16 protein-coding genes are annotated in these 21,608 nt (G+C 46.2%); 2 read left to right on the top strand and 14 right to left on the bottom strand.

What is annotated here, in order from left to right:
- Positions 1-229 precede the first annotated feature (229 nt).
- The 5 genes from hisB to bglX form a co-directional block, all read right to left on the bottom strand.
- Positions 230-1,366 (bottom strand): bifunctional histidinol-phosphatase/imidazoleglycerol-phosphate dehydratase HisB, encoded by a 1,137-nt coding sequence (gene hisB / locus CLV42_RS16430; RefSeq protein WP_106603010.1) that lies wholly within the window; start codon positions 1,364-1,366, stop codon positions 230-232.
- Positions 1,367-1,424: 58 nt separating this feature from the next.
- Positions 1,425-2,474 (bottom strand): histidinol-phosphate transaminase, encoded by a 1,050-nt coding sequence (gene hisC, locus CLV42_RS16425; protein ID WP_211303468.1) that lies wholly within the window; start codon positions 2,472-2,474, stop codon positions 1,425-1,427.
- 12 nt (positions 2,475-2,486) lie between these two features.
- A complete protein-coding gene (hisD, locus tag CLV42_RS16420; protein ID WP_106603008.1) occupies positions 2,487-3,776 on the bottom strand; it encodes a histidinol dehydrogenase in 1,290 nt (429 codons plus the stop codon).
- 68 nt (positions 3,777-3,844) lie between these two features.
- Positions 3,845-4,699, bottom strand: coding sequence for an ATP phosphoribosyltransferase (gene hisG / locus CLV42_RS16415; RefSeq protein WP_106603007.1), 855 nt, complete (start codon positions 4,697-4,699; stop codon positions 3,845-3,847).
- 225 nt (positions 4,700-4,924) lie between these two features.
- Entirely contained in the window at positions 4,925-7,180 is a 2,256-nt protein-coding gene (gene bglX / locus CLV42_RS16410) for a beta-glucosidase BglX (protein ID WP_106603006.1), read from the bottom strand.
- A 166-nt stretch (positions 7,181-7,346) separates the two neighbouring features.
- Between bglX and CLV42_RS16405 the strand changes: the two genes are divergently transcribed.
- Entirely contained in the window at positions 7,347-7,859 is a 513-nt protein-coding gene (locus CLV42_RS16405; RefSeq protein WP_106603005.1) for a hypothetical protein, read from the top strand.
- A 104-nt stretch (positions 7,860-7,963) separates the two neighbouring features.
- On the opposite strand, the gene CLV42_RS16400 is transcribed toward CLV42_RS16405, so the two are convergent.
- The 5 genes from CLV42_RS16400 to CLV42_RS16375 all read right to left on the bottom strand — a co-directional run bounded on the left by CLV42_RS16400 (position 7,964) and on the right by CLV42_RS16375 (position 15,278).
- Positions 7,964-8,944, bottom strand: a complete 981-nt coding sequence (locus CLV42_RS16400) for a pectinesterase family protein (RefSeq protein WP_106603004.1) — start codon at positions 8,942-8,944, stop codon at positions 7,964-7,966.
- A 286-nt stretch (positions 8,945-9,230) separates the two neighbouring features.
- Positions 9,231-10,916, bottom strand: a complete 1,686-nt coding sequence (locus CLV42_RS16395) for an Ig-like domain-containing protein (protein ID WP_106603003.1) — start codon at positions 10,914-10,916, stop codon at positions 9,231-9,233.
- Between the two features lie 142 nt (positions 10,917-11,058).
- Positions 11,059-12,924, bottom strand: coding sequence for a beta-N-acetylhexosaminidase (locus CLV42_RS16390; RefSeq protein WP_106603002.1), 1,866 nt, complete (start codon positions 12,922-12,924; stop codon positions 11,059-11,061).
- A gap of 795 nt (positions 12,925-13,719) precedes the next feature.
- Positions 13,720-14,724: an AraC family transcriptional regulator gene (locus CLV42_RS16380; RefSeq protein ID WP_106603000.1), complete on the bottom strand. Its 1,005-nt coding sequence runs from the start codon at positions 14,722-14,724 to the stop codon at positions 13,720-13,722.
- A 41-nt stretch (positions 14,725-14,765) separates the two neighbouring features.
- Positions 14,766-15,278 carry a hypothetical protein gene (locus CLV42_RS16375; protein ID WP_106602999.1) on the bottom strand — a complete coding sequence of 171 codons (513 nt, stop codon included), beginning with the start codon at positions 15,276-15,278 and terminating at the stop codon, positions 14,766-14,768.
- Positions 15,279-15,899: 621 nt separating this feature from the next.
- Between CLV42_RS16375 and CLV42_RS16370 the strand changes: the two genes are divergently transcribed.
- Positions 15,900-16,292: a response regulator gene (locus CLV42_RS16370; RefSeq protein WP_106602998.1), complete on the top strand. Its 393-nt coding sequence runs from the start codon at positions 15,900-15,902 to the stop codon at positions 16,290-16,292.
- On the opposite strand, the gene CLV42_RS16365 is transcribed toward CLV42_RS16370, so the two are convergent.
- The 4 genes from CLV42_RS16365 to CLV42_RS16350 all read right to left on the bottom strand — a co-directional run bounded on the left by CLV42_RS16365 (position 16,289) and on the right by CLV42_RS16350 (position 21,597).
- Positions 16,289-17,440, bottom strand: coding sequence for a glycoside hydrolase family 172 protein (locus tag CLV42_RS16365; RefSeq protein ID WP_106602997.1), 1,152 nt, complete (start codon positions 17,438-17,440; stop codon positions 16,289-16,291). The genes CLV42_RS16370 and CLV42_RS16365 overlap by 4 nt on opposite strands.
- A gap of 112 nt (positions 17,441-17,552) precedes the next feature.
- On the bottom strand, positions 17,553-18,080 hold the full coding sequence (locus CLV42_RS16360; RefSeq protein ID WP_106602996.1) for an O-acetyl-ADP-ribose deacetylase: 528 nt from the start codon (positions 18,078-18,080) through the stop codon (positions 17,553-17,555).
- A gap of 376 nt (positions 18,081-18,456) precedes the next feature.
- Complete coding sequence (locus CLV42_RS16355) at positions 18,457-19,839, bottom strand: discoidin domain-containing protein (RefSeq protein WP_106602995.1); 1,383 nt, start codon at positions 19,837-19,839, stop codon at positions 18,457-18,459.
- Between the two features lie 30 nt (positions 19,840-19,869).
- On the bottom strand, positions 19,870-21,597 hold the full coding sequence (locus tag CLV42_RS16350) for an alkaline phosphatase family protein (protein ID WP_170117539.1): 1,728 nt from the start codon (positions 21,595-21,597) through the stop codon (positions 19,870-19,872).
- Between the last annotated feature and the right edge of the window lie 11 nt (positions 21,598-21,608).

The raw sequence follows: 21,608 nt of genomic DNA, 5'->3' as shown, positions 1-21,608 counted from the left end.
GAGCCTTCCAATTATATTTCATTACGAAACATGGCACTGTAACACCTTATCAGGAACTGATATTGTGCCACCACCAATGCTTGTTTGTAATATTTGTTATCATGTTTTAATTTCTTGCGGAACAAATATCCGGTGTTTTTTGAAAACATGCAAATTTTTTTTGAAATATTTTATGAAGTGACAAGTTCCTGGCTTTCTACTGCAATTTCATAATCTAATAAGCCAAAAATCACAGCACGCCCTTCGTACTCGGCAACTGCATATTTGCCGGATTTCTCTTCACCGCCATTTTTATTGCCTTCGCAAACGTCTTAAAGATCGCCTCAATCTTATGGTGCTCATTCTCCCCTTCTGCTTTGATATTCAGGTTACACTTTGCCGCATCAGAAAAGGATTTAAAGAAATGGAAGAACATCTCTGTCGGCATCTCCCCTATCTTCTCCCTGTTAAACTTCGCATCCCATACAATCCAGTTCCTGCCACCAAAATCAATAGCAGCCTGCGCCAAACAATCATCCATCGGCAGGCAGAATCCATATCTTTCAATACCCCTCTTATCTGCCAGTCCCTGCGCCATCGCTTCTCCCAGCGCAATACCCACATCTTCAATGGTATGGTGCTCATCAATATGCAGATCACCCTTTGCCTTGATGGTCAGGTCAATACTGCCATGACGGGCAATCTGGTCCAGCATATGGTCAAAGAATCCCAACCCGGTGCTGATATCCGCCTTACCGGTACCATCCAGGTTCAGGCCAATGAAGATATCTGTCTCCTTGGTAGTACGCGTATGGGAAATGGTACGCAGCCCTAATTTCAGGAACTCATAGATCTTCTCCCAGTCAGTAGATTCCAGCGCGATCACCTCTTTCAATGCCTGGGCATTGGAATCGACCTCCGCATTGCCTAAACCGGTGCCTTCATTTATCCAGATAGCTTTAGCCCCCAGATTCTTCGCCAGCTGTACATCTGTGATGCGGTCGCCGATCACAAATGAATTGGCCAGGTCATAGTCCGCAGAGAAATATTGCGTCAGCATACCTGTACCAGGCTTGCGGGTAGGCGCATTCTCATGAGGGAAGGTGCGGTCAACATGTATAGCATCGAATTTCACCCCTTCATTTTCAAAAGCCCGCAGAATGAAGTGCTGTGATGGCCAGAAATCTGTTTCAGGAAAGCTGGCAGTACCCAGACCATCTTGGTTGGTCACCATTACCAGTTCGTAATCCAGTTCCGCAGCAATGCGGGAAAGGTAAGTAAACACCTTCGGATAGAATTCTATCTTCTCAAGGCTGTCGATCTGGTATGTAGGTGGTACTTCTTTGATCATGGTACCATCCCTGTCTATGAAGAGCACTCTTTTCATTATAGCTGTGTTGTTATGTTGTAAACAGCGGCGAACTGTTTGTGATAGATGTTCGGTATTATACAGTAACCTGTGCGATCGTTTCCAGCAAGGTTACATTCTCTTCCGGCGTACCTACGGTGATACGTAAGCAGCCATTGCACAATTCCACTTTGGAACGGTCACGTACAATGATGCCTTTTTCCACCAGGTAATTGTAGATACCTTTTGCATCTACTGTCTTTGCCAGCAGGAAGTTTGCATCACTCGGATACACTTCCAGTACCTGCGGAAGATTCATCAGGGAAGCTGCCAGTTTATCTCTTTCCACTACGGTATCCTTAATCCATTCATTCACCTGGTTGATATTATCCAGCGCTTCCAGCACCAGGTCCTGTGCCGCCTGGTTGATGTTATATGGAGGCTTTACTTTATTCAGCACATTGATGATCTCTTCTCCAGCGAACGCCATCCCCACACGCAGGGCTGCCAGTCCCCATGCCTTGGAAAGGGTTTGCATCACAACGAGATTAGGATATTCTGTCAATTCAGAAATGAATGTCTTCTGACGGGCGAAATTGATGTATGCTTCATCAACTACAACGATGCCGTCAAAATTATTCAGGATCATTTCTATGTCAGAACGGTTGATCGAATTGCCGGTAGGGTTGTTGGGAGAGCAGATGAAGATCAGCTTTGTACGCTCGTCTACTGCTTCCTGCAAGGCAGCCATATCAATCTGGTAGTCCGGTGTCAGGGATACTTTCCGCACGATCACATCATTGATATTAGCGCTCACCTCATACATACCGTAGGTAGGTGGGAATAACACAACGTTGTCAACACCCGGGCGACAGAAAGAGCGGTACAGTACATCTATCACTTCATCACTACCATTACCGAGGAAGATATTCTGTGGTGGCACACCTTTGATATCTGCCAGTTTATATTTCACTTTCCACTGCATAGGATCAGGATAGCGGTTATAAGCCACAGGCAGCGGGGAACCAAAACTGTTTTCATTGGCATCCAGGAAGATGGAAGCCTCTCCTTTGAATTCATCCCTGGCGGTGGAGTAAGGCACCAGGCGTTTTATATTATCGCGTAGTAAGCTATTAAGATCGAACATTGATAACAGATTTTATAGTTGAGTCTTTTGTTTCAGGCGAACGGTCACTGCATTCTTGTGAGCGTCCAGGCCTTCTGCAGCAGCCATGGTTTCGATAGTAGCACCAATATGCTGTAGTCCTTCCTGTGTGAGGCGCTGGAAGGTGATCTTCTTCACGAAGCTATCGAGCGATACCCCACTGTATGCAGTAGCATAACCATTCGTTGGCAAGGTGTGATTGGTACCGGAAGCATAATCACCTGCACTTTCAGGAGAATAGTTCCCGAGGAATACCGAACCTGCATTCACCACCGCATCAGCAATGGCGATATCATCCTTGCAGGCAACGATCAGGTGTTCGGGAGCATAGGCGTTCAGCAGCTCCATGGCTTCGGCCGTATCCTTTACAAGGATGATACGGCTGTTATCCAACGCCAGTGCTGCAATATCCTTACGTGGCAATTGCGCCAGCTGCTCAGCTACTTCCTGTTGCACCGATTTAATGATGTCCGGCGCTGTTGTTACCAGCAGTACCTGGCTGTCAGGACCATGTTCCGCCTGTGATAGAAGATCGGCGGCTACAAAAGCAGGCACGCAGGTTTCATCTGCCAGTACAGCTACTTCGGATGGACCTGCAGGCATATCGATCGCTACACCGCTTTTATTGACGAGCTGTTTGGCACAGGTTACATACTGATTACCCGGACCAAAGATCTTATGTACATGTGGTACGCTTTCCGTACCATAAGCCATTGCACCGATTGCCTGTACACCACCTATTTTGAAAACACGCTCCACACCCACTTCCTGTGCTGCAAATAATACGGCCGGATGTACTTCACCCGCCGCATTGGATGGTGTGCAAAGGATGATCTCCTTACAGCCTGCAATCATAGCTGGTATGCCCAACATCAGGATAGTGGAAAATAGCGGGGCAGAACCTCCTGGGATATACAGGCCTACTTTTTCAATAGCCACCGGCTTACGCCAGCATTGTACGCCCGGCATGGTTTCAATGATCCTGCTTTGTTCCTGCTGGGCTTTATGAAAGACTTCTATATTATGTTTCGCCTGGAGGATCGCCTTTTTCAGCGCGGCATCCAGTATACTGGTAGCATGTGCAAATTCCGCAGGCGTCACCTCCAGTGCATCTAATTGTACTTTATCAAACTGCTGCGCATACCTGCGCACTGCAGCATCCCCTTCCTGCTTTACTGCGGCAAGGATATTACCTACGCTGGTTTCCAGCGCTGTTGTATCTAACACCGGACGTTGGAGTAACGCCGGCCATTGTGCACGTTCTGGATATTCGAATACAAGCATGGTATAATCAATTACGGTTGAACTATTACGAATGACGAATGATCAGTAACGAATACAATGATCACTGCCTATATGATCATCTTTTCAATTGGTACTACCAGGATACCCTGTGCACCAGCTGCTTTCAGGTTTTCAATAATATCCCAGAAAGCATTTTCGTTCAGCACAGAATGTACAGAGCTCCAGCCTTCTTCTGCCAGTGGCAATACAGTGGGGCTTTTCATACCCGGCAGGAGTGCGATGATCTCCTTCAGTTTATCATTCGGTGCGTTCAACAGCACATATTTATTGTTCTTTGCCTTTTTTACTGCCTGGATGCGGAACAACAGTTTTTGCAGCAGTGCGTCCTGCTCTGCCGTCAGGTTACCATTACTGATCAGGGCCGCTTCAGATTTCAGGATCACTTCAACTTCCTTCAGGCCATTCATGAACAGTGTTGAACCACTGCTTACCAGATCGCAAATAGCGTCTGCCAGCCCGATACCAGGAGCGATCTCCACTGAACCACTGATCTCATGGATCTCAGCGGTGATGTTGTGTTCATTCAGGAAATGCTGCAATATCACCGGATAGCTGGTGGCGATACGCAGTTTGTCCATATCCTTCACACTGTTGTACTCTGCGGATTTTGGCACAGCCAATGACAGGCGACATTTACCGAATCCCAGTTTCTCCGCCACTTTCACAGGACGGTTCTTTTCCAGGATCACATTTTCACCTACGATACCGATATCTGCCACACCATCTTCTACGTATTGCGGGATATCATCATCACGCAGGAAGAAGACTTCCAGCGGAAAGTTGCTGGCTTCCGTTTTCAGTTTGTTAACACCGTTGTTGATGTCGATACCACATTCCTTCAACAGTTTGATAGAGTCGTCGTGTAAGCGACCGGATTTCTGAATGGCAATTCTCAGTTTCATGTTTTTAACAATGTTCGGTGAAAACAAAAAGGGGCTTACCGTTTGGTAAGCCCCTGATGATGTTTTAATATCTTATTATGTAATACATAAAATCATCCCAGCCTACCTGCTTGGTAAGAAATGATGGTGATGATGTGTATGTACGGTAATGTTCATAATTTGAAATAACGATGCGAAGTTAATAACAATTTTGAATAATCAAACTAATTTTTGCCTTATCCACCATTATTTTAATGTGAACCCTGCCGACTGTACATCCCTGCTATTAGTACCTACAAATACTGTAAAATCGCCAGGTTCTGCTTTCCAGCGCATATCTTTATCGTAGAACTTCAGGTCCTCCACAGATATATCAAAGGTCACCGTCCGGGTTTCTCCTTTGGCCAGGGCGATTTTTTTATACGCTTTCAGCTCCTTTACAGGCCGCGTAACCGACCCTACCAGGTCCCTGATATAGAGCTGTACTACTTCTTCCCCATCATAATTACCACTGTTAGTCACCAGTACGCTCACCTGCAGCTTATCAGCCGCTGTGATCTGTTGTTTGCTCAGCTTTATTTCGCCATAGGTGAATTTTGTATAGCTCAGTCCATAACCGAAGGGGTATAGCGGCTCATTGTCAGTATCCAGGTACTTGGTGGAGTATTTATTATTAGGGTTCAGCGGACGGCCGGTATTCTTATGATTATAGTAGATCGGTATCTGGCCTACATTCCGGGGGAAGCTCATGGTCAGTTTACCTGCCGGATTATAATCGCCGAACAGCACTGAGCTAATGGCGTTACCTGCCCGGGTACCCAGGAACCAGGTTTCCAGGATAGCCGGAATATGGGCATCTTCCCATTCCAGCGTTATCGGGCGACCGTTCATCAGTACCAGTACCACGGGTTTACCGGTAGCGTATACGGCCTTCAGCAGTTGCTCCTGGTTCTCCGGAATGCTGATATCAGACCGGCTGGCTGCCTCTCCAGTCATTCCCTGGGACTCTCCCAGCGCCATTACAACAATGTCAGACTGTTTCGCCAGTTCCACTGCTGCAGCCAGCATCTGCTGACTATCAGCCGTATCAACTGCTTCCAGTCTGGCTTTCTGCGTAGCTCTTTTCAGTAAGGTAGTATCCCCTGTATAATGCGCTCCAGGCAGATATTGCACATTGGCAGCACGCTGTTTCAAGGCTTCCAGTATGGTCACCGCCTTGCTATAGTCGCCTGCCGCCGACCAGTTACCGATCATATCCCGCTGACTATTCGCTAGTGGCCCGATCAATGCGATCTTCGCATCCTTTTTCAAAGGCAGCAACTGGTTTTCATTCTTCAGCAGTACAATCGAGCGTTCTGCTATCTTCTGGGCAGCAGCCAGGTTCTCTGCAGACATGATCTCTTTTGCTGCCCTGTCGGTGTTGCAGTACTTAAATGGGTCCTGGAACAAACCCAGGTCATATTTTGCCGCCAGGATACGATATACTGCACTGTCGATCTCTTTCTGTGTCACCTTTCCGTCTTTCAGCAGCTTTTTCAACTGACCAGCAAAAACACCTCCCTGCATATCCATATCCACACCGGCATTCAGCGCAGCTGCACCTGCCTCATATTCGTCTTTTACATTGCCATGGGAGATCATTTCGTTGATAGCGGTATAGTCTGTCACCACGAAGCCTTTGAATCCCCACTCTTTCCGCAGCAGGTCTGTCAGCAGCCACTTATTAGCGGTAGCAGGTGTGCCGTCAATTTCGTTAAAGGATGTCATGACAGTAGCCACTCCGGCGTCTATAGCCGCCTTATAAGGCGGCAGGTAATACTGGTACATTTGCCGGCGGCTCATGTCGACGGTATTATAGTCACGGCCCGCCTCAATGGCACCGTATAAAGCAAAGTGTTTCACACAGGCCAGGATGGTGTTGTTGGCAGACAGGTCTGATCCCTGGTAACCTTTTACCTTGGCTTTTGCCACCTGGGTGCCATACCAGGTATCCTCTCCCACACCTTCCGCTACGCGGCCCCAGCGGGGATCACGGGCGATATCCACCATTGGGGAATATGTCCAGTGCAACCCATCAGCGCTTGCTTCCTGTGCGGCAATCCTGGCGCTCTGCTCCAGCAGGGCCATGTCCCAGGTGCAGGCTTCTCCTAAAGGAATGGGGAAAATAGTCTTGTGTCCGTGGATGACGTCGTAGCCGAATAACAGCGGTATTTTCAACCTTGTTTTCATAGCCATCTCCTGTAGCTGACGGGTATACTGGGGCGTATATGCATTGAAGATCGAACCGCATAAACCGGCTTCAATGTCTTTTTTATAACCCGGTTTCATAAAAGGACCCGTTACGTCCATATCACTGGTGAGCAGATTCAGCTGCCCTATTTTCTCTTCCAGGGTCATGCGTTTGATCAGATTGCTGACGAAGGTTTGCTTCGTATTTTGTGCCTTCACGCTGAGGGCAGCCAGTAACAAAGATGCTACCAGCAAGCGCTTCGGGTTCTTCATAACTGTGTTTTTAAGGTTTACAAGAGGGAACTAAGGTAGGGAATAAATTCATAGGGGAATGCGATGGTCTATGCTGTAGTTCCTGGAAAGCTACTTAAAATAAAGGCAATTCATAATTCATGAATCATGAATTTATTATCTTTGAAATGTGATTCAACATAATGGAATGCGGCCACAAGACATTGCCGTATTGTTAAAAATAATCATCTCTCCTTCCGATTGGATGAACAAGGATATTGCAGAAGTCTTGCTTTTGAGTCCTTCGGAAATAAGTTATTCCTTACAAAGGTATGCTCTTGCAGAACTTATCGACCCGTCTAAGAGAAAAGTTTTGAGAAAAACATTCCTTGAATTCATCCGGTATGGATTATCTCATGTTTTTCCTGCTATCAAAGGGGCGATTGCTATAGGCGTACCAACAGCATTTTCATCTCCCGTTATGTCCAAACACCTCATGACGAATCAATCAAGTGAAATGGTTGTCTGGCCTTATCCCGAAGGGGAGGTCAAGGGTGAATCCATTATTCCATTATATCCTAATGCAGTAAAAGCCGCCGTCAGGGATCCCGAACTGTATGAATTATTTGCCCTGGTAGATACAATGCGTCTAGGAAAAGTTCGGGAGAAAGAAATTGCCCTTAACTTGCTAAAAGAAAAATTCAATATACATCATGCATGAAAACAGATAGCAGCAGGTTTAAATCTGGTACTGAAAACATAGGTAAAGGCAGGGCCAATTCCCTTTTGCCCAAAAAGATGTAAGGAAGAAAATACATAGCGCTGCTATTGCCTCAAAGGATCCCAATTGCCAAATACTTTAATGAGTGTAATATTCTTCGCTTCCTTAGCACTTAGTTGTTTTGACCATGCCACCCGCTGACGACTACCCGCACCATCGCCGGTATTCTCGTATTCCGCATACCTGGCCGTCTGCTCATTCTCCGGTTTGTCCCAGTTATGCCATCCCTGTGGCAGGATATGTGCCCCCAGCGTACAATGCATGAACAGCGTAGCGGCATAAGGCCGCCATGGACGCCCCAGGTAAACCTTTTTCGCAATGGTATCCGCCGTCAATGTACAGTGATTGAATACAAAGCCATATGGTTGTCGTTCTGTTGTAGAGGCAGCAGTAATGTAAGAATCTCTTTTACTATGGATGGTGCAGCCTTCAAACCATACGGTTGCCGCACCAAAGATGAAGTCTGTCGTACCGGCGATAAAACAATCTTTGTAATATTGCCTGCTATCTGCCCTTCCTGCATATAGCGTATCCTGGTTGCCCAACAGGCGGCAGTTACGGAAGACACAGCGATCTCCCTCCACATGCAGGGCTACGGCCTGCCCCACAGGACCGGCAGCATTTTCAAACGTCAGGTTTTCTGCTATAATATCATCCCCCGCTATTAATACTGTATACGAAGTAAATGTGCCGAATTTATCCCTGCCGGACATGTCCTTACCGGGATAGGGCTTACCCCAGTAATCACTGTTGGTGATGATGGTGCTGTCGCGGTCTTCTCCCTCCAGAGTGATGCTACACTTCCAGGATGGGATGCACAATTTTTCATGATATATTCCCTTCCTGATAAAGATCGTGACACGGAAATACGTAAAATCACGTACAGCATTCACTGCTTCCTGTATCGATTGGTAATCGCCGGAGCCATCCTGCGCTACCACAAGACGCTTACGCGTATCCTGCGCATGTACACAGACGGGCAATAGTAAAAGCAATACGGAAATAAGACGAACATATTTCTTCATAACAAGGAATTTAAATCATACAGCTGACAGAACAAACTATTAAAATCTGCCCGCTTGAAGAAGAAAGCCGGCCTTTTTATTTACGCAATCGTTGCCGGAAATTATTTTCATTTAGATCATACATAACAATGTGTATTCCTGACTAAGAGACAATCCCTGAGACACGCATCAATAAATAATTACACAGGAATTCCATCTATGCTTGTGCGTAATGGTACAGCACAAAAAATGCAGGGGAAATATTAAGAAGTGTTAAAATAACAGTGCAATTACGCACCGGATAAGGTCAATGAACAACCATTACATTGGTATAAAAATTATAATTCTTTGATGTAATTCTCATGATGTACGCTCCCGGCTCCAGACTGCTCACATCCACTGTCAGCGTCTTATTATCCATCTGCAGGTCTTTTTCATATACCAGCACGCCCATGAAACTTGTCATGGTCACTTTAGCTTTTTCATTCACTGTACCGGTGAAGTGAAGATGCATAATACCTGATGCAGGATTTGGGTACACCTTCTCAAAATAGCCGCCGAAAAGCGCTTCCACCTGCAGATCTTCTGATGCCAGACTGGGATTACCGGCTACGTCGTGGGCGGCATTAGCTGCCAGCTTCACGGTGACCATACCATCGTACAGCGGAGTGACCAGTACGGTCATTACATTGTTACTGACACTGGTCAGATCAGAAATAGTAGCATTAGTAGCAGTCAGGTAACTCAGGTCAAAATCAGCGATTGCCTCACTGAAACTGATGTAAACGAGAAATGCACGCCTCAGCGGTGAAGTCTCTATTGTATTCAGGGTAACAGCCGGTCGTTTTCTGTCAATAAATACCTTGCTGTTGTCTGTTGTAGCAGTGATAGTGGCGCCTGCATTTCCGTGAAGATCTTTAAAGTCTATGGAGAACGGCACCGTTCCATCAGGATCAGTGGCAGTTACCGTGTACCTGCCAACGTATTCTTTTGCACCCACCATACTGACAGTGACAGGTTGCCCCAATACCGTGATCTGCGGCACATAGATATCATCATCTACCGTGAAATACACGGTGATTACATCGCCTGTAGTGGCATAAGCAGGATTCTGGTTATTGGATAATATCGCCACCGACATAGCGCCGGGAATGGTAACATCTGTTACGATGGGAATAGCTATACTCTGCGGACTTACATTCTTCGCCATGTCAGTAGCGGTAGCCCTGATATTGTGATTGCCGTCAGCGAGGGAATTGGCCGTAAAAGCCGAAGACCAACTGCCACCGGCATCAGTAGTGGCGGTAGTCAGTACATTGCCGTCTATATATACAGTGATCTGGCTATTCGGTTCAGCTGTACCACTGATGAGCATATCGGTCGTATTGAAGATGGTATTGCTGACAGGTATCCTAATCACAGGTGCGGCAGGTGCATTTCCATCAATGACAATAGAACGCTGTCCCGCAATAGAACCTGCACTACCGGGTACAGGCAATAACAATGAAGCAATGGAGCCACCACTACCACGAATAACAGCGCCATTGAAGAGCAATGCATCCGTACCAGTATAATCCAGTCTGGCAGTGGTATCTCCTGTATTTACAGTATAGGCAAAAGCAAGGGTATTGGTACTATCTCCGGAAATATATAAAGCAGTGCTATTTGCATTTGTGGCCAATGTCAGGGCTGGCGTCCCACCGCTTACCCTCACCACATGATCGAAAGTAATATGAAAGATAATTGTGCTTCCAACACCATAAATACCATTGGCAGCAGTGGTAGAAATAGTAGTAACAACAGGCGTTGTATCCATGTCACGGGCTCCAGCCCCCCCACTGTTCCTGTTGTTCACTTGCATTCCTATTGGCTGGGTACAAAGCTCACTGTCTGTAATACTGTTATTCTTTGCATGAATAAAAATAGAAGAGACCAGGCAATAAATAATGGTTAGAGCTACCGAGGGAAGTAAGCTCCTAATTGGTATCGTCATCAGGTTTTCCGGATAGTTAAATTTCTATTCAAAGTAAGGAATTGTTTTCTGAAAAAAGAATAAAAATATTATATATGTAATACAGTAAAGCGCCGTCTGATAACTCAGACGACGCTTTTACAATTACCCGGCTGGGTATTAATCAGTTATCTTTTAATCGTTTTAACAGCTCTTCTTTACTAACGGTAACCTGCTCTCCTGCCGGCTTTCCATTCCTGTAAGTAATGATACTCAAATTTGTTGCTCCCTTTGGAAAAACCAGTGGCTGTCCCGTATAACGCGGGTACCAGTTATCAGGATCAGAATTATCAAACGTGTAATAGATGTCCAATCCTTTGATCTCGGTCGATAACTGTACTGACACTTCTCCGCCATTGTTTTGCTGAGGATTTACGATCGCATTCCAGGCACTACGCGAATATTTAATATGGGCAGTATCCATGCGTACGAATTCCATTTCCATTCTGTTGATGAAATCGTCCCAGTTGCGCTTTGATTTCGGGCTCCAATATACTTCTGACAGTGCCAATGCTCTTGGCCAGGTCATGTATTGAATATGCCTGTAATTTGACACGGATTCTGTCCACAGATTTCCCTGTCCGCCGAGGATGTATTGCTCCTCTACTCCTTCCGGTACCGGATCGTAGTTGTATGAATCAGTCAAACGACACATACCATAGGTGGGTGGTTCCGCAGCAGGATCTCCCTGGTACAGGTCGAGGTAACAAAAGGCCCAGGGGCTCATGACAACATGATGATTCTGTTTTGCTGCCTCAATACCACCTTTCATACCTCTCCAGCTCATAACGGTCGCTTCAGGGGCTAATCCACCTTCCAGGATCTCATCCCATCCTATCAGCTTTTTACCTTTGCTTTTCAGCATCTTTTCCATCCGTTTCACAAAGTAACTCTGCAGCTCATCTACATTCTTCAGATGCTCTTCTCCCATTCTTTTCTGGCACTTCGGACATTTATCCCAAAAGCCTTTATACGCTTCATCTCCGCCCACATGAATGTAGTTGAACGGGAATAAGGCGGCTATTTCGGTGAAGACCTTATCCAGTACCAGGAAAACAGAATCATTGCCTATACATAATGCATTGTCTTCAGCTTTATAGAAATGACTACCAGGATTGACGCTGTACTGCAACTGGGTACAGGACAGGTTAGGATATGCAGCGATCATAGCCAGGCTATGTGCAGGTACATCTATTTCGGGCAGGATGGTGATATAACGGGCCTGGGCATAGGCTAACACCTCCTTTATGTCTTCCTGTGTATAGAAACCACCGTCAGTGGCAGCTTCTCCCGGTTGAGGCACTTCAAAATTGCCCCATCTGCCGGTACGTGGTACACGCCATGCACCGGTCTTCGTCAGCTCCGGCAGGCTCTTGATCTCTATACGCCAGCCATTGTCATCGCTCAGGTGCCAGTGGAAGATGTTGTACTTGTATTTAGCCATTTCATCTATGTAGCGCTTCACCTCTTCCTTCGTATAGAAATGACGGCTTACGTCCAGCATCAGTCCTCTCCATCCAAACCGGGGATAGTCTGTAATGGTGGCACAGGGAATTGTCCAGGTGCGGGCCACCTGTTTGCTGCTCTCAATATCCGGTGGCAGCAGTTGCAATAAGGTCTGCAAGCCGTAAAAAACACCTGCCGGACTCCCTGCCGTCAGGGTCACCTCTTTGGGTGTTACAGCAAGGGTATACCCTTCCGCTTTTTCGCCCTGTTTCAGGACGATGTTAATCGCCTTTGCACCCGGCTGCCGCGTTTGTTTTAAACGGAACCCGGTGGCGGTGTTTACATGGTCGGAAAACCACTGCAGGGTACCGGCCAGCTGTTTATCCGTTGATGTGGTAGTAATAGCGACATTATTGTCGACAATAAATTCACCCGGTTGTTCTTGTACAGACACCGGTTCTGGTATAACGTGAACCCTTTTCTGGGCATAAGCCTGCAGGAACAGGCAGCATAACGCTAAGCATAATAATGCAGGATACTTCATGGAGAGTTGATTTGTGGGCTATAAGATAACAAATACCGGGCATTTCCAGGACAGGTTGTGAGCAGCGGAAAGAAAATACAAATTCCGGGAAAAAAGCCTGATGGCAATTCTCCCGGAACGATTAAAAATACAGTCACTGACTCACGAGGTTAACGAGGGAACATTGAGTCAATATATAACTGTATTGCGGAAGTACAGCCCGCCATTCAGCGGGGTTGATGCAATGGATAAAGAAAGGCGGCAGGCTGAAAGACTAACGCTTAAAAAATGTTTACGAACAAGCTTCACATTTTGATGGGTACCCCATCGGATGACCATCTCCATGGGCTATAATGTAGTCAGTTCAGAATGTCCCGCCTGGACAGGCAGAACAGCTAAATATCCTCAATATACCATTAAAAAAAGCTGTTCGGCCCCTCTCAGTCAGCGGATTCCAAACCTTTGCACAGGCAAAGGAGTGGACATCCGGCTGATTGATCTCCTGCAGGCATACTTACTCCGTAAGTAGTTGAGGAAAACAGCATCCCGGAAGAATGCCTGCCCGCATTATTATGAAAAGGCAAAATATGTTACGCTATGACGGTTTAAAGAAGACCTGAAAATCAATCTACAAACAAGGCTCTTTAGAGATCTTTCATAAGAATACTTCTTTTGTGGTATTAACTATGCTGAATGTAATGGCTTTTTATACAGGGGATAATCTTATAACTCAAATATCGCTAGTCATGAATAAAACGGATAGCACAAAGGCGGCAAATAGTCGGCAACTTTTTATTTCTTTTGTCCTATATACAGCTATATAGCCGCACTGTGATCACTTCTATACCGTCCTGGCGTAACGCCCTCGGTCTGTTTAAAAACCCGAATAAAATAAGAAGGATCAGCATAACCAACCTCCATCGCAATGTCTGTTATTGTATGCATGGTAGCCAGCAAAAGTTGTTTGGCCTTTTCTACACGCTGCTGCAGTATATAGATCTTCACCGTACTGCCCAGCTTCAACTTAAAAGCATTTTCCAATGCACGTTCTGTCAATCCCAGGGCATGTGCGCGTTGTTCTACGTTCACATGTTCTTCCGGGCATTTATCCACCCTTTCAATAAACTCGTCGATCTCTTTTTCATGCAGCAATATCAGCCTGCTATCCTGTAAAGTAATACGGTGCATACTATCCAGGTAAGCGATCACCACATCACTGATGCGATTATTGTAGTACTGCGCACGTGCCTGACCCGTCAGCGGGCAATTCTTCATCTTCTCAATTTCGCTGCGCATAGCGGCGCTCAACCGGATGTAGGGCAGATGTGCCGAAAATCCATTACCGGCCTTTACGGTCTGCAACATGTCAGTCAGCTGCGGATAGGTATCACTCAGCTCTTCCAGCATGGTCGCAGGCGCCTGGAAATAAACGCTGCGGTAGTGTTGTCCTGCCGTCAGGCTGATAGTGTAAGTAACACCCGGGGTCAGATACTGCATACCTACCTTTCCTGGTTGCAACTGCATGCGGTTGTCTCCATGTATAATACGTATGCTGCCGGTCATCATTGTCTGCATAATAATGACCGGCTTTGTGACAGAGAGCAACAATTCCATATCAGTCAACGGTTCAGCATATAACTCGCAATAAAAGCTATCTGCAACCTGTACCTTCTGTTTAAGCAAAGCACCCCACTTACCGGATAAGAACAATGCTGCAGTATCTTCAATGGGCAATCTCATTTTACGGTAACAAGCCGGTACGGCATGCGTTACCACAACGTCCTGCACTAAATGGTCAGGCAATCGGAACTCAATTGGCATATTGGTAAGGTTTTTATGATAGAATAAATGGCATCTTCCCGCTACTTCCTGGTCTCTGTATTCAGGAGACCCAGCGCGAAAAGAAATTTGTTTACGAACGAAAAAGTTTCTGCACTCTTCATACCTTCACTATCATCCTGTTCAGGAGAGAAAGGGAAAGCCAGCGACTGGTATGTACCTTTACTTACCAGCACCCGCAGGTCTTTTGACTGAAAGCCGCCTCCCAGGTAACAATAGTCGTTCTCTCCGATATCAATTCCTATGTCCTGATGGAGGAACATCATTTCATCATCATTCTGAATAGTGTAGATCAATAATTTGCTCAGACCAGGTACCAGGTCAAATCTCAGTAGCAGGTTATCTTCTGTGGCGTTGATAACAGTATACCAGAAATTTCTTTCAAAAAGCTGCATTTGCTGTATCAATACGTTGCACTGGGGCGCAGTATAAAATAACGGAGGTTTCTCTGATGACAGATAATGCTCAAGGGCTGCAGGTACAGTTTCAGTTTGTTGAAATGTCAAGAGTGGATTAAAGTTAACGTCTAGTTTCATGTTAGTTATTATTAAATGAGGAAGAGAACTTGGTAGGGACAATTGCATTCATACTATCTATCCGGGATGCATATTCAACCAGCTTACAGATTGTGCTGCGGAATCATTGCAGTAATGTTGGCGGTTAACTACCTGAACACCTGGGTGAGTAAAGCATGAACACAATTTCAAAGACAGCGCGTTGAGTATGCGCCAGTAAACATTGTCTTCCATTTCAATCAGGTTAACTTTTTACGTACCCTACAGGGGATCAGCTGGGTTCCCTGCAACACTGAAATCCCAGTGCAGCATTGCATTATAGACTATTTGCGACTATTGAATATACGATATTTCCTTCAAAAAAAGTTACAACAATTAATAATAATCATAAGCCATTCTATTTTATCATATTAGCAACGCATCTACCCGTACTGCGTTTGCTGCAAGGGCTGTGAGACGGAGAGGTAACCTTGCAGCAGTATATGATCATCCTGCAGCAGCAACTTACATATCTTTACTGCAGTATATACTACATCGGCCAAGTAACATACTCATTTGCCATTTTTCTAATATCTGGCACGCATAAACATTCTGTCTAAACCCGCCATAGATTGGCGATTTATCACTAATTTTGCGGCACGTATGGCAAAAAAAGTAATTTTACTGGTAGACGATGACATGGATGATCAGGAGCTTTTTGGAGAGGCCATGTCCATTGTGGATAGCGCCGCTACCTGCCACTTTGCTTCCGATGGAGAAGAAGGTTTACGGATGCTGGAAAGTGGCAGCCTCCAATGCGACCTTATCTTCCTGGATCTGAACATGCCTAAGATGAATGGCAAACAGTTCCTGGCTGCAATCAAAAAGAACACTACCTATTGTAATATTCCTGTCGTTATTTTCACCACTTCGTTAAGAGAAAAAGATGGCATTGAAACTGCCGAACTGGGCGCATCACATTTCCTGACCAAACCTTCCAGCTTTGGTGAACTGTGCAAACAGCTGGAAAATGTGTTAGCGAAAGCCCTCGCCTAATAAACTTCCAGTTTATCCTTTACTGGTAGTTTCGGGAATGGCTGATGCGGTTCTGTCTGGTACCAATATACAACCGAAGAAATATCTGAATGCTGCTGCAGATATCTTCCTCCTTCCCTCCAGCCCAGGTCCTGGATAGTTACCCGCAGTTCCTTTTCAAAACGGATAGGGTCCATGATATGCCAGCGATACATGCCAAAACGCTGCCGCGCCCGGTACGTACCATCAGGACGTATCACCTGGTGCAAGCCTGCATAAGGCGTACAGAACTCCGTATACTTACCTCCCCTATCGAAGTTATAAGAGCCACAGAAATAGTCTTCCGTACCTGTTCCGCAAATGGTGGGAAACTTCGTATCACCGTCCATAAAGAATTTGATCTCTCCTTCTCCCCACCAGCCGGAATTATTCACTCCCAAGGCCATAAAGGTGCCAACATACTGTCCCTTTCCCCGGATGTTATCTACCAGCACATAATCTGATGTGGTATCAGGATTTGTACGCCGGAACTGTGCATGGAAGTAGGCGGCATCATCAGGCACATCTGTCAGCGTATAATCCACCTGGTAATACAGTGTCATTTGTTCTGTATTGATGTTCTCCATCGTAATACGGCATTTCTTCCGGAAAGGCATCATCCAATAGCTGTTAAAGGCACTCCCGGGATTGACAGTGATTGCCATAGAATTCAAGGGTGCGTATTCATTCCAGGCCATGCCGAAGAAGTCGCCTACCGGGCATTCTACAGATGGTTCCTTTTCATCATCCCAGTATATCCGCAAGATAGAATAACGCCATACACCGGTCGGTGTCATCCAGATATGCTGAATAGCGCCCGGACCGCTTATTTCTCCGAGCGTAAATGTTTGTCCTGGTTTGATAATAACAAAAGGATTCACCTTCCATCCCTGCCCCAATTCACGCGCTGCATGAGAGGCATTAGCGGTATTGACAGCTGCATCTTTCTGAGGAGTAGCCATCCCTCCTTTACCTTTCTCCCCGGTAAGATTTTCCGGGCTGATAGAGCGGGTCTTTGCATCGGATAAACGGTACAGGTTGCCAAGGTTCATATCCAGGCCATTGAATTGTTGCGCAAGCACCGGTACAGTAAAACAGAACAGGAGTACGAATAACGGGAATTTTTTCATGGTCAGTTACTTTACCGGAAAAAGTACTAAATGAATCTTAAAAAAGAAAAGCGTGACTGCCCTTATATGCCATCACGCTCCGTATCATTGATCCACACTGTACTGCGGAAGCCTATATGGTTCCCTGTTGGGTAAGCAGTTGAGAATAGATGTCGTAATTATCTTTTTCGAAGCAAACGAATATCACGTTACTTATCTTGTTATCCGTTCTCAGGAAATCCGTCACAGCGGCTACCGCTATTTCCGCAGCCACCTGTTTAGGGAAACGGTATACCCCTGTACTGATATTGGGGAAGGCAATGGTCTTCACATCATGTCTGACTGCCAGCCGTAGGCTATTCTGATAAGCATCCCTGAGTAATGCTTTCTCTTCATCACTTCCTTTATTCCACACGGGCCCTACCGTATGAATAACATACTTCGCAGGCAACCGGCCGGCTGTCGTAATCACTGCTTCTCCTACGGCACACCTTCCCTGTTTATCCCTGATCTTACGGCACTCTTCCAGAATGGCTGGTCCTCCCGCCCGATGGATCGCGCCGTCTACGCCGCCTCCGCCCAATAGGGACGTATTTGCCGCATTGACAATAACATCTACTTCCATTTTGGTAATATCGCCTTGTAACAGTGTTATTTTCATGTTTTTTATTATTTCTGGGGTATCCCGTCTGTGCAAAGATAATCTTATACAAATCTGCTGCCGATTTCAGCTCCTCTTCTTTTCGGTTTATCTTGCATATAAACTCGTCCAGATATCACCTCAACTTCGTTCAGATACCGTACAAACAATGTTTCACCTATGTTCATCTTACGTTCATCCTACGTTCACAGACGTAGGATGAACGTAAGATGAACATAGGTGAAACATTGTTAAGGCGAAGCTTAAGCGAAGTTTGTACCTGATCAGAACCTGATCTTATTAAACCTACTACTCCCGTATTGTTCACATACAAAGAGGCCGGCAATAACCGGCCTCTGGATCTAAACCTCCTGATTCTGAGGGAACAGGAAAAGTATTATGGACGTTTTAAAAGCCGCCACTCGGCCAGCTGGAATAATGTGCTGTTTTTCACGGCAGATACATTCAGGCGGTAGAATTTAAACGCTACCTGGTTGTTGAATGTATATTTCACCGTCAGGAACCTGGAGCCAAAAGACTGGTCCGTTTGTGTGTCTAACACCGTCCAGTCGGTACCATTGTCCGACCCCTCCAGTGTCCAGTTCTTGGGATCACGTTCCGGGGCGTCATTGGCAGACGTCATGGTATAGGCGCCGGTAGTTTGCGGAGTGGCAAACTCCAGCTGCGCCCAAACAGTAGAGAAATTAAACAACAGGAACTTCGAGTTGATGTTGTTGTCGATCAGCTTACCTGATGTTTCATTCGCATTACTGGTGTTCTCATATTGTGTCTTATAACTGATATTGGTATTGGTGATATCTGTTTCAATCAGTCTGGAAGGATCCAATGCCATGACAATGGCACTACGTTCCGCATCCAGCAGGTGCCGGGTGGGGCTGCTAAGACTTAATGCCAGCACTGGTTTATTCTGTGCATTCCTTTTCAATGCATCTGTTTTCACCACCAGGTTAAATCTTGCCGTATTGGTATTGGCAGGGAATGTCAGCGTCGATGGGATGCTGTAATCATCTCCTTCTTTCAGCAACACAGACCCGCTCAATGTACCGTTGTCTATCAGTTTCTGCGCTGTATCAGGACTTGCACTGACATTCACGGTAAAGGCGCCACCTGCTACTCCTCCCAGCGTTACACTCACCGGCAGTACCACTTCGTTGGTGCCCAGCGTATGATCAGTCCCCGAAGGTTGCTGTAACACGCTACCTGCCGCCGTAAAGGAGATATAATGAATATCTTCCTGCCGGATAATTTCTGTGGTGTTGATCAGCAAAATAGCCATCTTACCTTTGGCATCCAGCGTATTGCCCTTACCAACATCAGAAAGGCCCACTGCCAGCGCCAGCGTCTTGCCATAATACCGTTCAACAGCCTGCATACTGATCTGCAAAGGCAATGTAAACGTATCTATGCCAAACCGGATCTCCGCCGTTTTGGGCAACTGGTAATAGACATCTTCCAGCAATACCGCATCTCCCAGCTGCTGCTGTTCTATCATGTGCATGATAGTATCATTGTTCACTTGCACATCCATCGTGAAGATCTTCGGCGCAGCAGCAGAGAGTACGATCTTAACTGGTATATTGAGGTAATCTGTTGTCTTAATATAATTGTTGCCCGAAGGCACGGCTATCCGCCCGTTTGTGCTTTGAATGGACACATTCACAGGGCTTAGCTGCTCATCCTGGAACTTATCATCCTTTTTACAGGACAATATACCGGACAACAGCAGCAGTAACAACACAGGGAGCATATTGCGACTCATATCAGCGTATTTGCAGTTAAAAAAATATAATCAGATAGAGGTGTAGGATGTTACCCATACCCTGCCGTCCATCTGCCATTTGGTATCTACCGCTATCTGCAGCCAGTTCATGATCTGCCGTGCCACATCCACCGGTTGCGGTACAAGCTGCGACAGGTTGGAGGCTGAGCTGGGGCACATCAGGTCACTGAAGTCGTCCCACTGGTAGTTATTATGTATCTTAAAATCGTGCTTGTATTCCGACTGATCCCTGAATACGCCGCCAAAACCATCCCTGCAGGGCCAGTATCCTATCAGGTAGTCATGATAAGGATGAGAAGTTGGTAATTCCTCTGCACAGACATATTCCTTGATCACATCGTCTGGCAAGGCAGCCCGCCAGAAACGGATCTCCGTAATATAGGCATTCAGCCAGCGGTTATCATCTGTTACATTGCCCGGTACATATCCCAGTGTCAGCGGATCGTTCGTATCAAAGTTGCCGTAAGAAGTGATCTCCGTCTCCGTATTAAAGTTGCCGTCGGTGAACAGCCGGATGAAACGTTTATTGTCCCTGTTCAGGAACACCGCTGTCAGGTCATGCCATTTACCATCACTGATATTGGCGCCGGTCACCATGTTAAAGCCAGCGCCGGCCTGCCCGTAGTGTACACCCCAGCCGTTTGTTTCCAGGGACATGGCCCAGCCGGTATTCTTCCACCAGTCCAGCGACAGGTTATTTCCAATGATATTAGGATAGGTATAGGAATAATCACCATAAACAGTCTTGTTCTTTTTGATCTTTAGTGCAATGGTCACTTCATTGGTCTTGCCAATGGCCAGGTCTTCCTTCCCTGTATCAATGGTTGCATATACAGCATCCGTAGCTGTTTTACCATAGAGGCGTACCGCCTTGCCGGTATAACGGGCTCCCGTATAAGGCCTGTCTATAAAGTTTGGCATATAACGGGGGGAATAGAAAATAGTGAAAGTGTTCACCTTCGGATTACTGAGAATGGTGCCATCATCGTCATCAGGAGAGATGTTGAAAGGACCGCCTTTGCCGGATGTTACTACCACCAGCCAGTTCTCATGCTGATAGTTTTTACGTTGCCGCAGCGCATTCATAATGTTGCCAATATATTCATCCACATGCAGGATAGCTGCCTTGTATTCCGGTATGCTGGCATCATAACCATAAGTCTTACCGGCGGTAGCCACCTGACTGAACTGACCGAAAACCAATCCTGCCGTATCTATCTTCAGTTCATCGAGGATGGCCTGTTCTGTTGCGTTATCGTCATTACTAAAGGTCCGGTTCACATCTGCATCGGTGATCAGCATTTTACCCAGCGAATCTGTAGCACTATACGCCGCTATTCTGAATGCAGGCATACGTGCTTTAATGTATTTGAAAAAGACAGGATATTGCCCAAGCCGGTTATCGCTGAAATCACTTTTTACCACACCATGTTTTTCCTTACGTACACCTGTCAGCAGATCGGCCCATGCGGTAGCATCCAGGCTAAGGGTATCGCTGATGCTGTTCCAGGAATAGATAGCATTATCGCCCAGTTCAAGCAGGTGTGATGCCTGCGCACTCCGTACTGATTCCCCACGGGCGCCATCTACCACGAGAAACAGTATTTTCGGCTGCTTACCTGTCACACCTGTCGTATCTTCATATTCCCTCTCATCGAGCAACCTGTCATAGCCCTTGTTACAGGCTGAAAGCAGTATAACCGTAATGATCACTGCCAGCCGGTTGAAATTCTTCATATATGCGGATA

It is taken from the genome of Chitinophaga ginsengisoli, from assembly GCF_003014595.1.
GTDB lineage: Bacteria > Bacteroidota > Bacteroidia > Chitinophagales > Chitinophagaceae > Chitinophaga > Chitinophaga ginsengisoli.
The sequence above is the reverse complement of the archived record's forward strand: the minus strand, read 5'-3'. Positions and strand labels throughout refer to the sequence as shown.

Coding starts and splice junctions, on each gene's coding strand:
- CLV42_RS16395 (WP_106603003.1), bottom strand. CDS start 10,916: ATGACGATACCAATTAGGAGCTTACTTCCCTCGGTAGCTCTAACCATT.
- CLV42_RS16365 (WP_106602997.1), bottom strand. CDS start 17,440: ATGAAAAAATTCCCGTTATTCGTACTCCTGTTCTGTTTTACTGTACCG.
- hisB (WP_106603010.1), bottom strand. CDS start 1,366: ATGAAAAGAGTGCTCTTCATAGACAGGGATGGTACCATGATCAAAGAA.
- CLV42_RS16360 (WP_106602996.1), bottom strand. CDS start 18,080: ATGAAAATAACACTGTTACAAGGCGATATTACCAAAATGGAAGTAGAT.
- CLV42_RS16380 (WP_106603000.1), bottom strand. CDS start 14,724: ATGCCAATTGAGTTCCGATTGCCTGACCATTTAGTGCAGGACGTTGTG.
- CLV42_RS16350 (WP_170117539.1), bottom strand. CDS start 21,597: ATGAAGAATTTCAACCGGCTGGCAGTGATCATTACGGTTATACTGCTT.
- hisC (WP_211303468.1), bottom strand. CDS start 2,474: ATGTTCGATCTTAATAGCTTACTACGCGATAATATAAAACGCCTGGTG.
- hisG (WP_106603007.1), bottom strand. CDS start 4,699: ATGAAACTGAGAATTGCCATTCAGAAATCCGGTCGCTTACACGACGAC.
- bglX (WP_106603006.1), bottom strand. CDS start 7,180: ATGAAGAACCCGAAGCGCTTGCTGGTAGCATCTTTGTTACTGGCTGCC.
- CLV42_RS16355 (WP_106602995.1), bottom strand. CDS start 19,839: ATGAGTCGCAATATGCTCCCTGTGTTGTTACTGCTGCTGTTGTCCGGT.
- CLV42_RS16405 (WP_106603005.1), top strand. CDS start 7,347: ATGCGGCCACAAGACATTGCCGTATTGTTAAAAATAATCATCTCTCCT.
- CLV42_RS16375 (WP_106602999.1), bottom strand. CDS start 15,278: ATGAAACTAGACGTTAACTTTAATCCACTCTTGACATTTCAACAAACT.
- CLV42_RS16390 (WP_106603002.1), bottom strand. CDS start 12,924: ATGAAGTATCCTGCATTATTATGCTTAGCGTTATGCTGCCTGTTCCTG.
- CLV42_RS16400 (WP_106603004.1), bottom strand. CDS start 8,944: ATGAAGAAATATGTTCGTCTTATTTCCGTATTGCTTTTACTATTGCCC.
- hisD (WP_106603008.1), bottom strand. CDS start 3,776: ATGCTTGTATTCGAATATCCAGAACGTGCACAATGGCCGGCGTTACTC.
- CLV42_RS16370 (WP_106602998.1), top strand. CDS start 15,900: ATGGCAAAAAAAGTAATTTTACTGGTAGACGATGACATGGATGATCAG.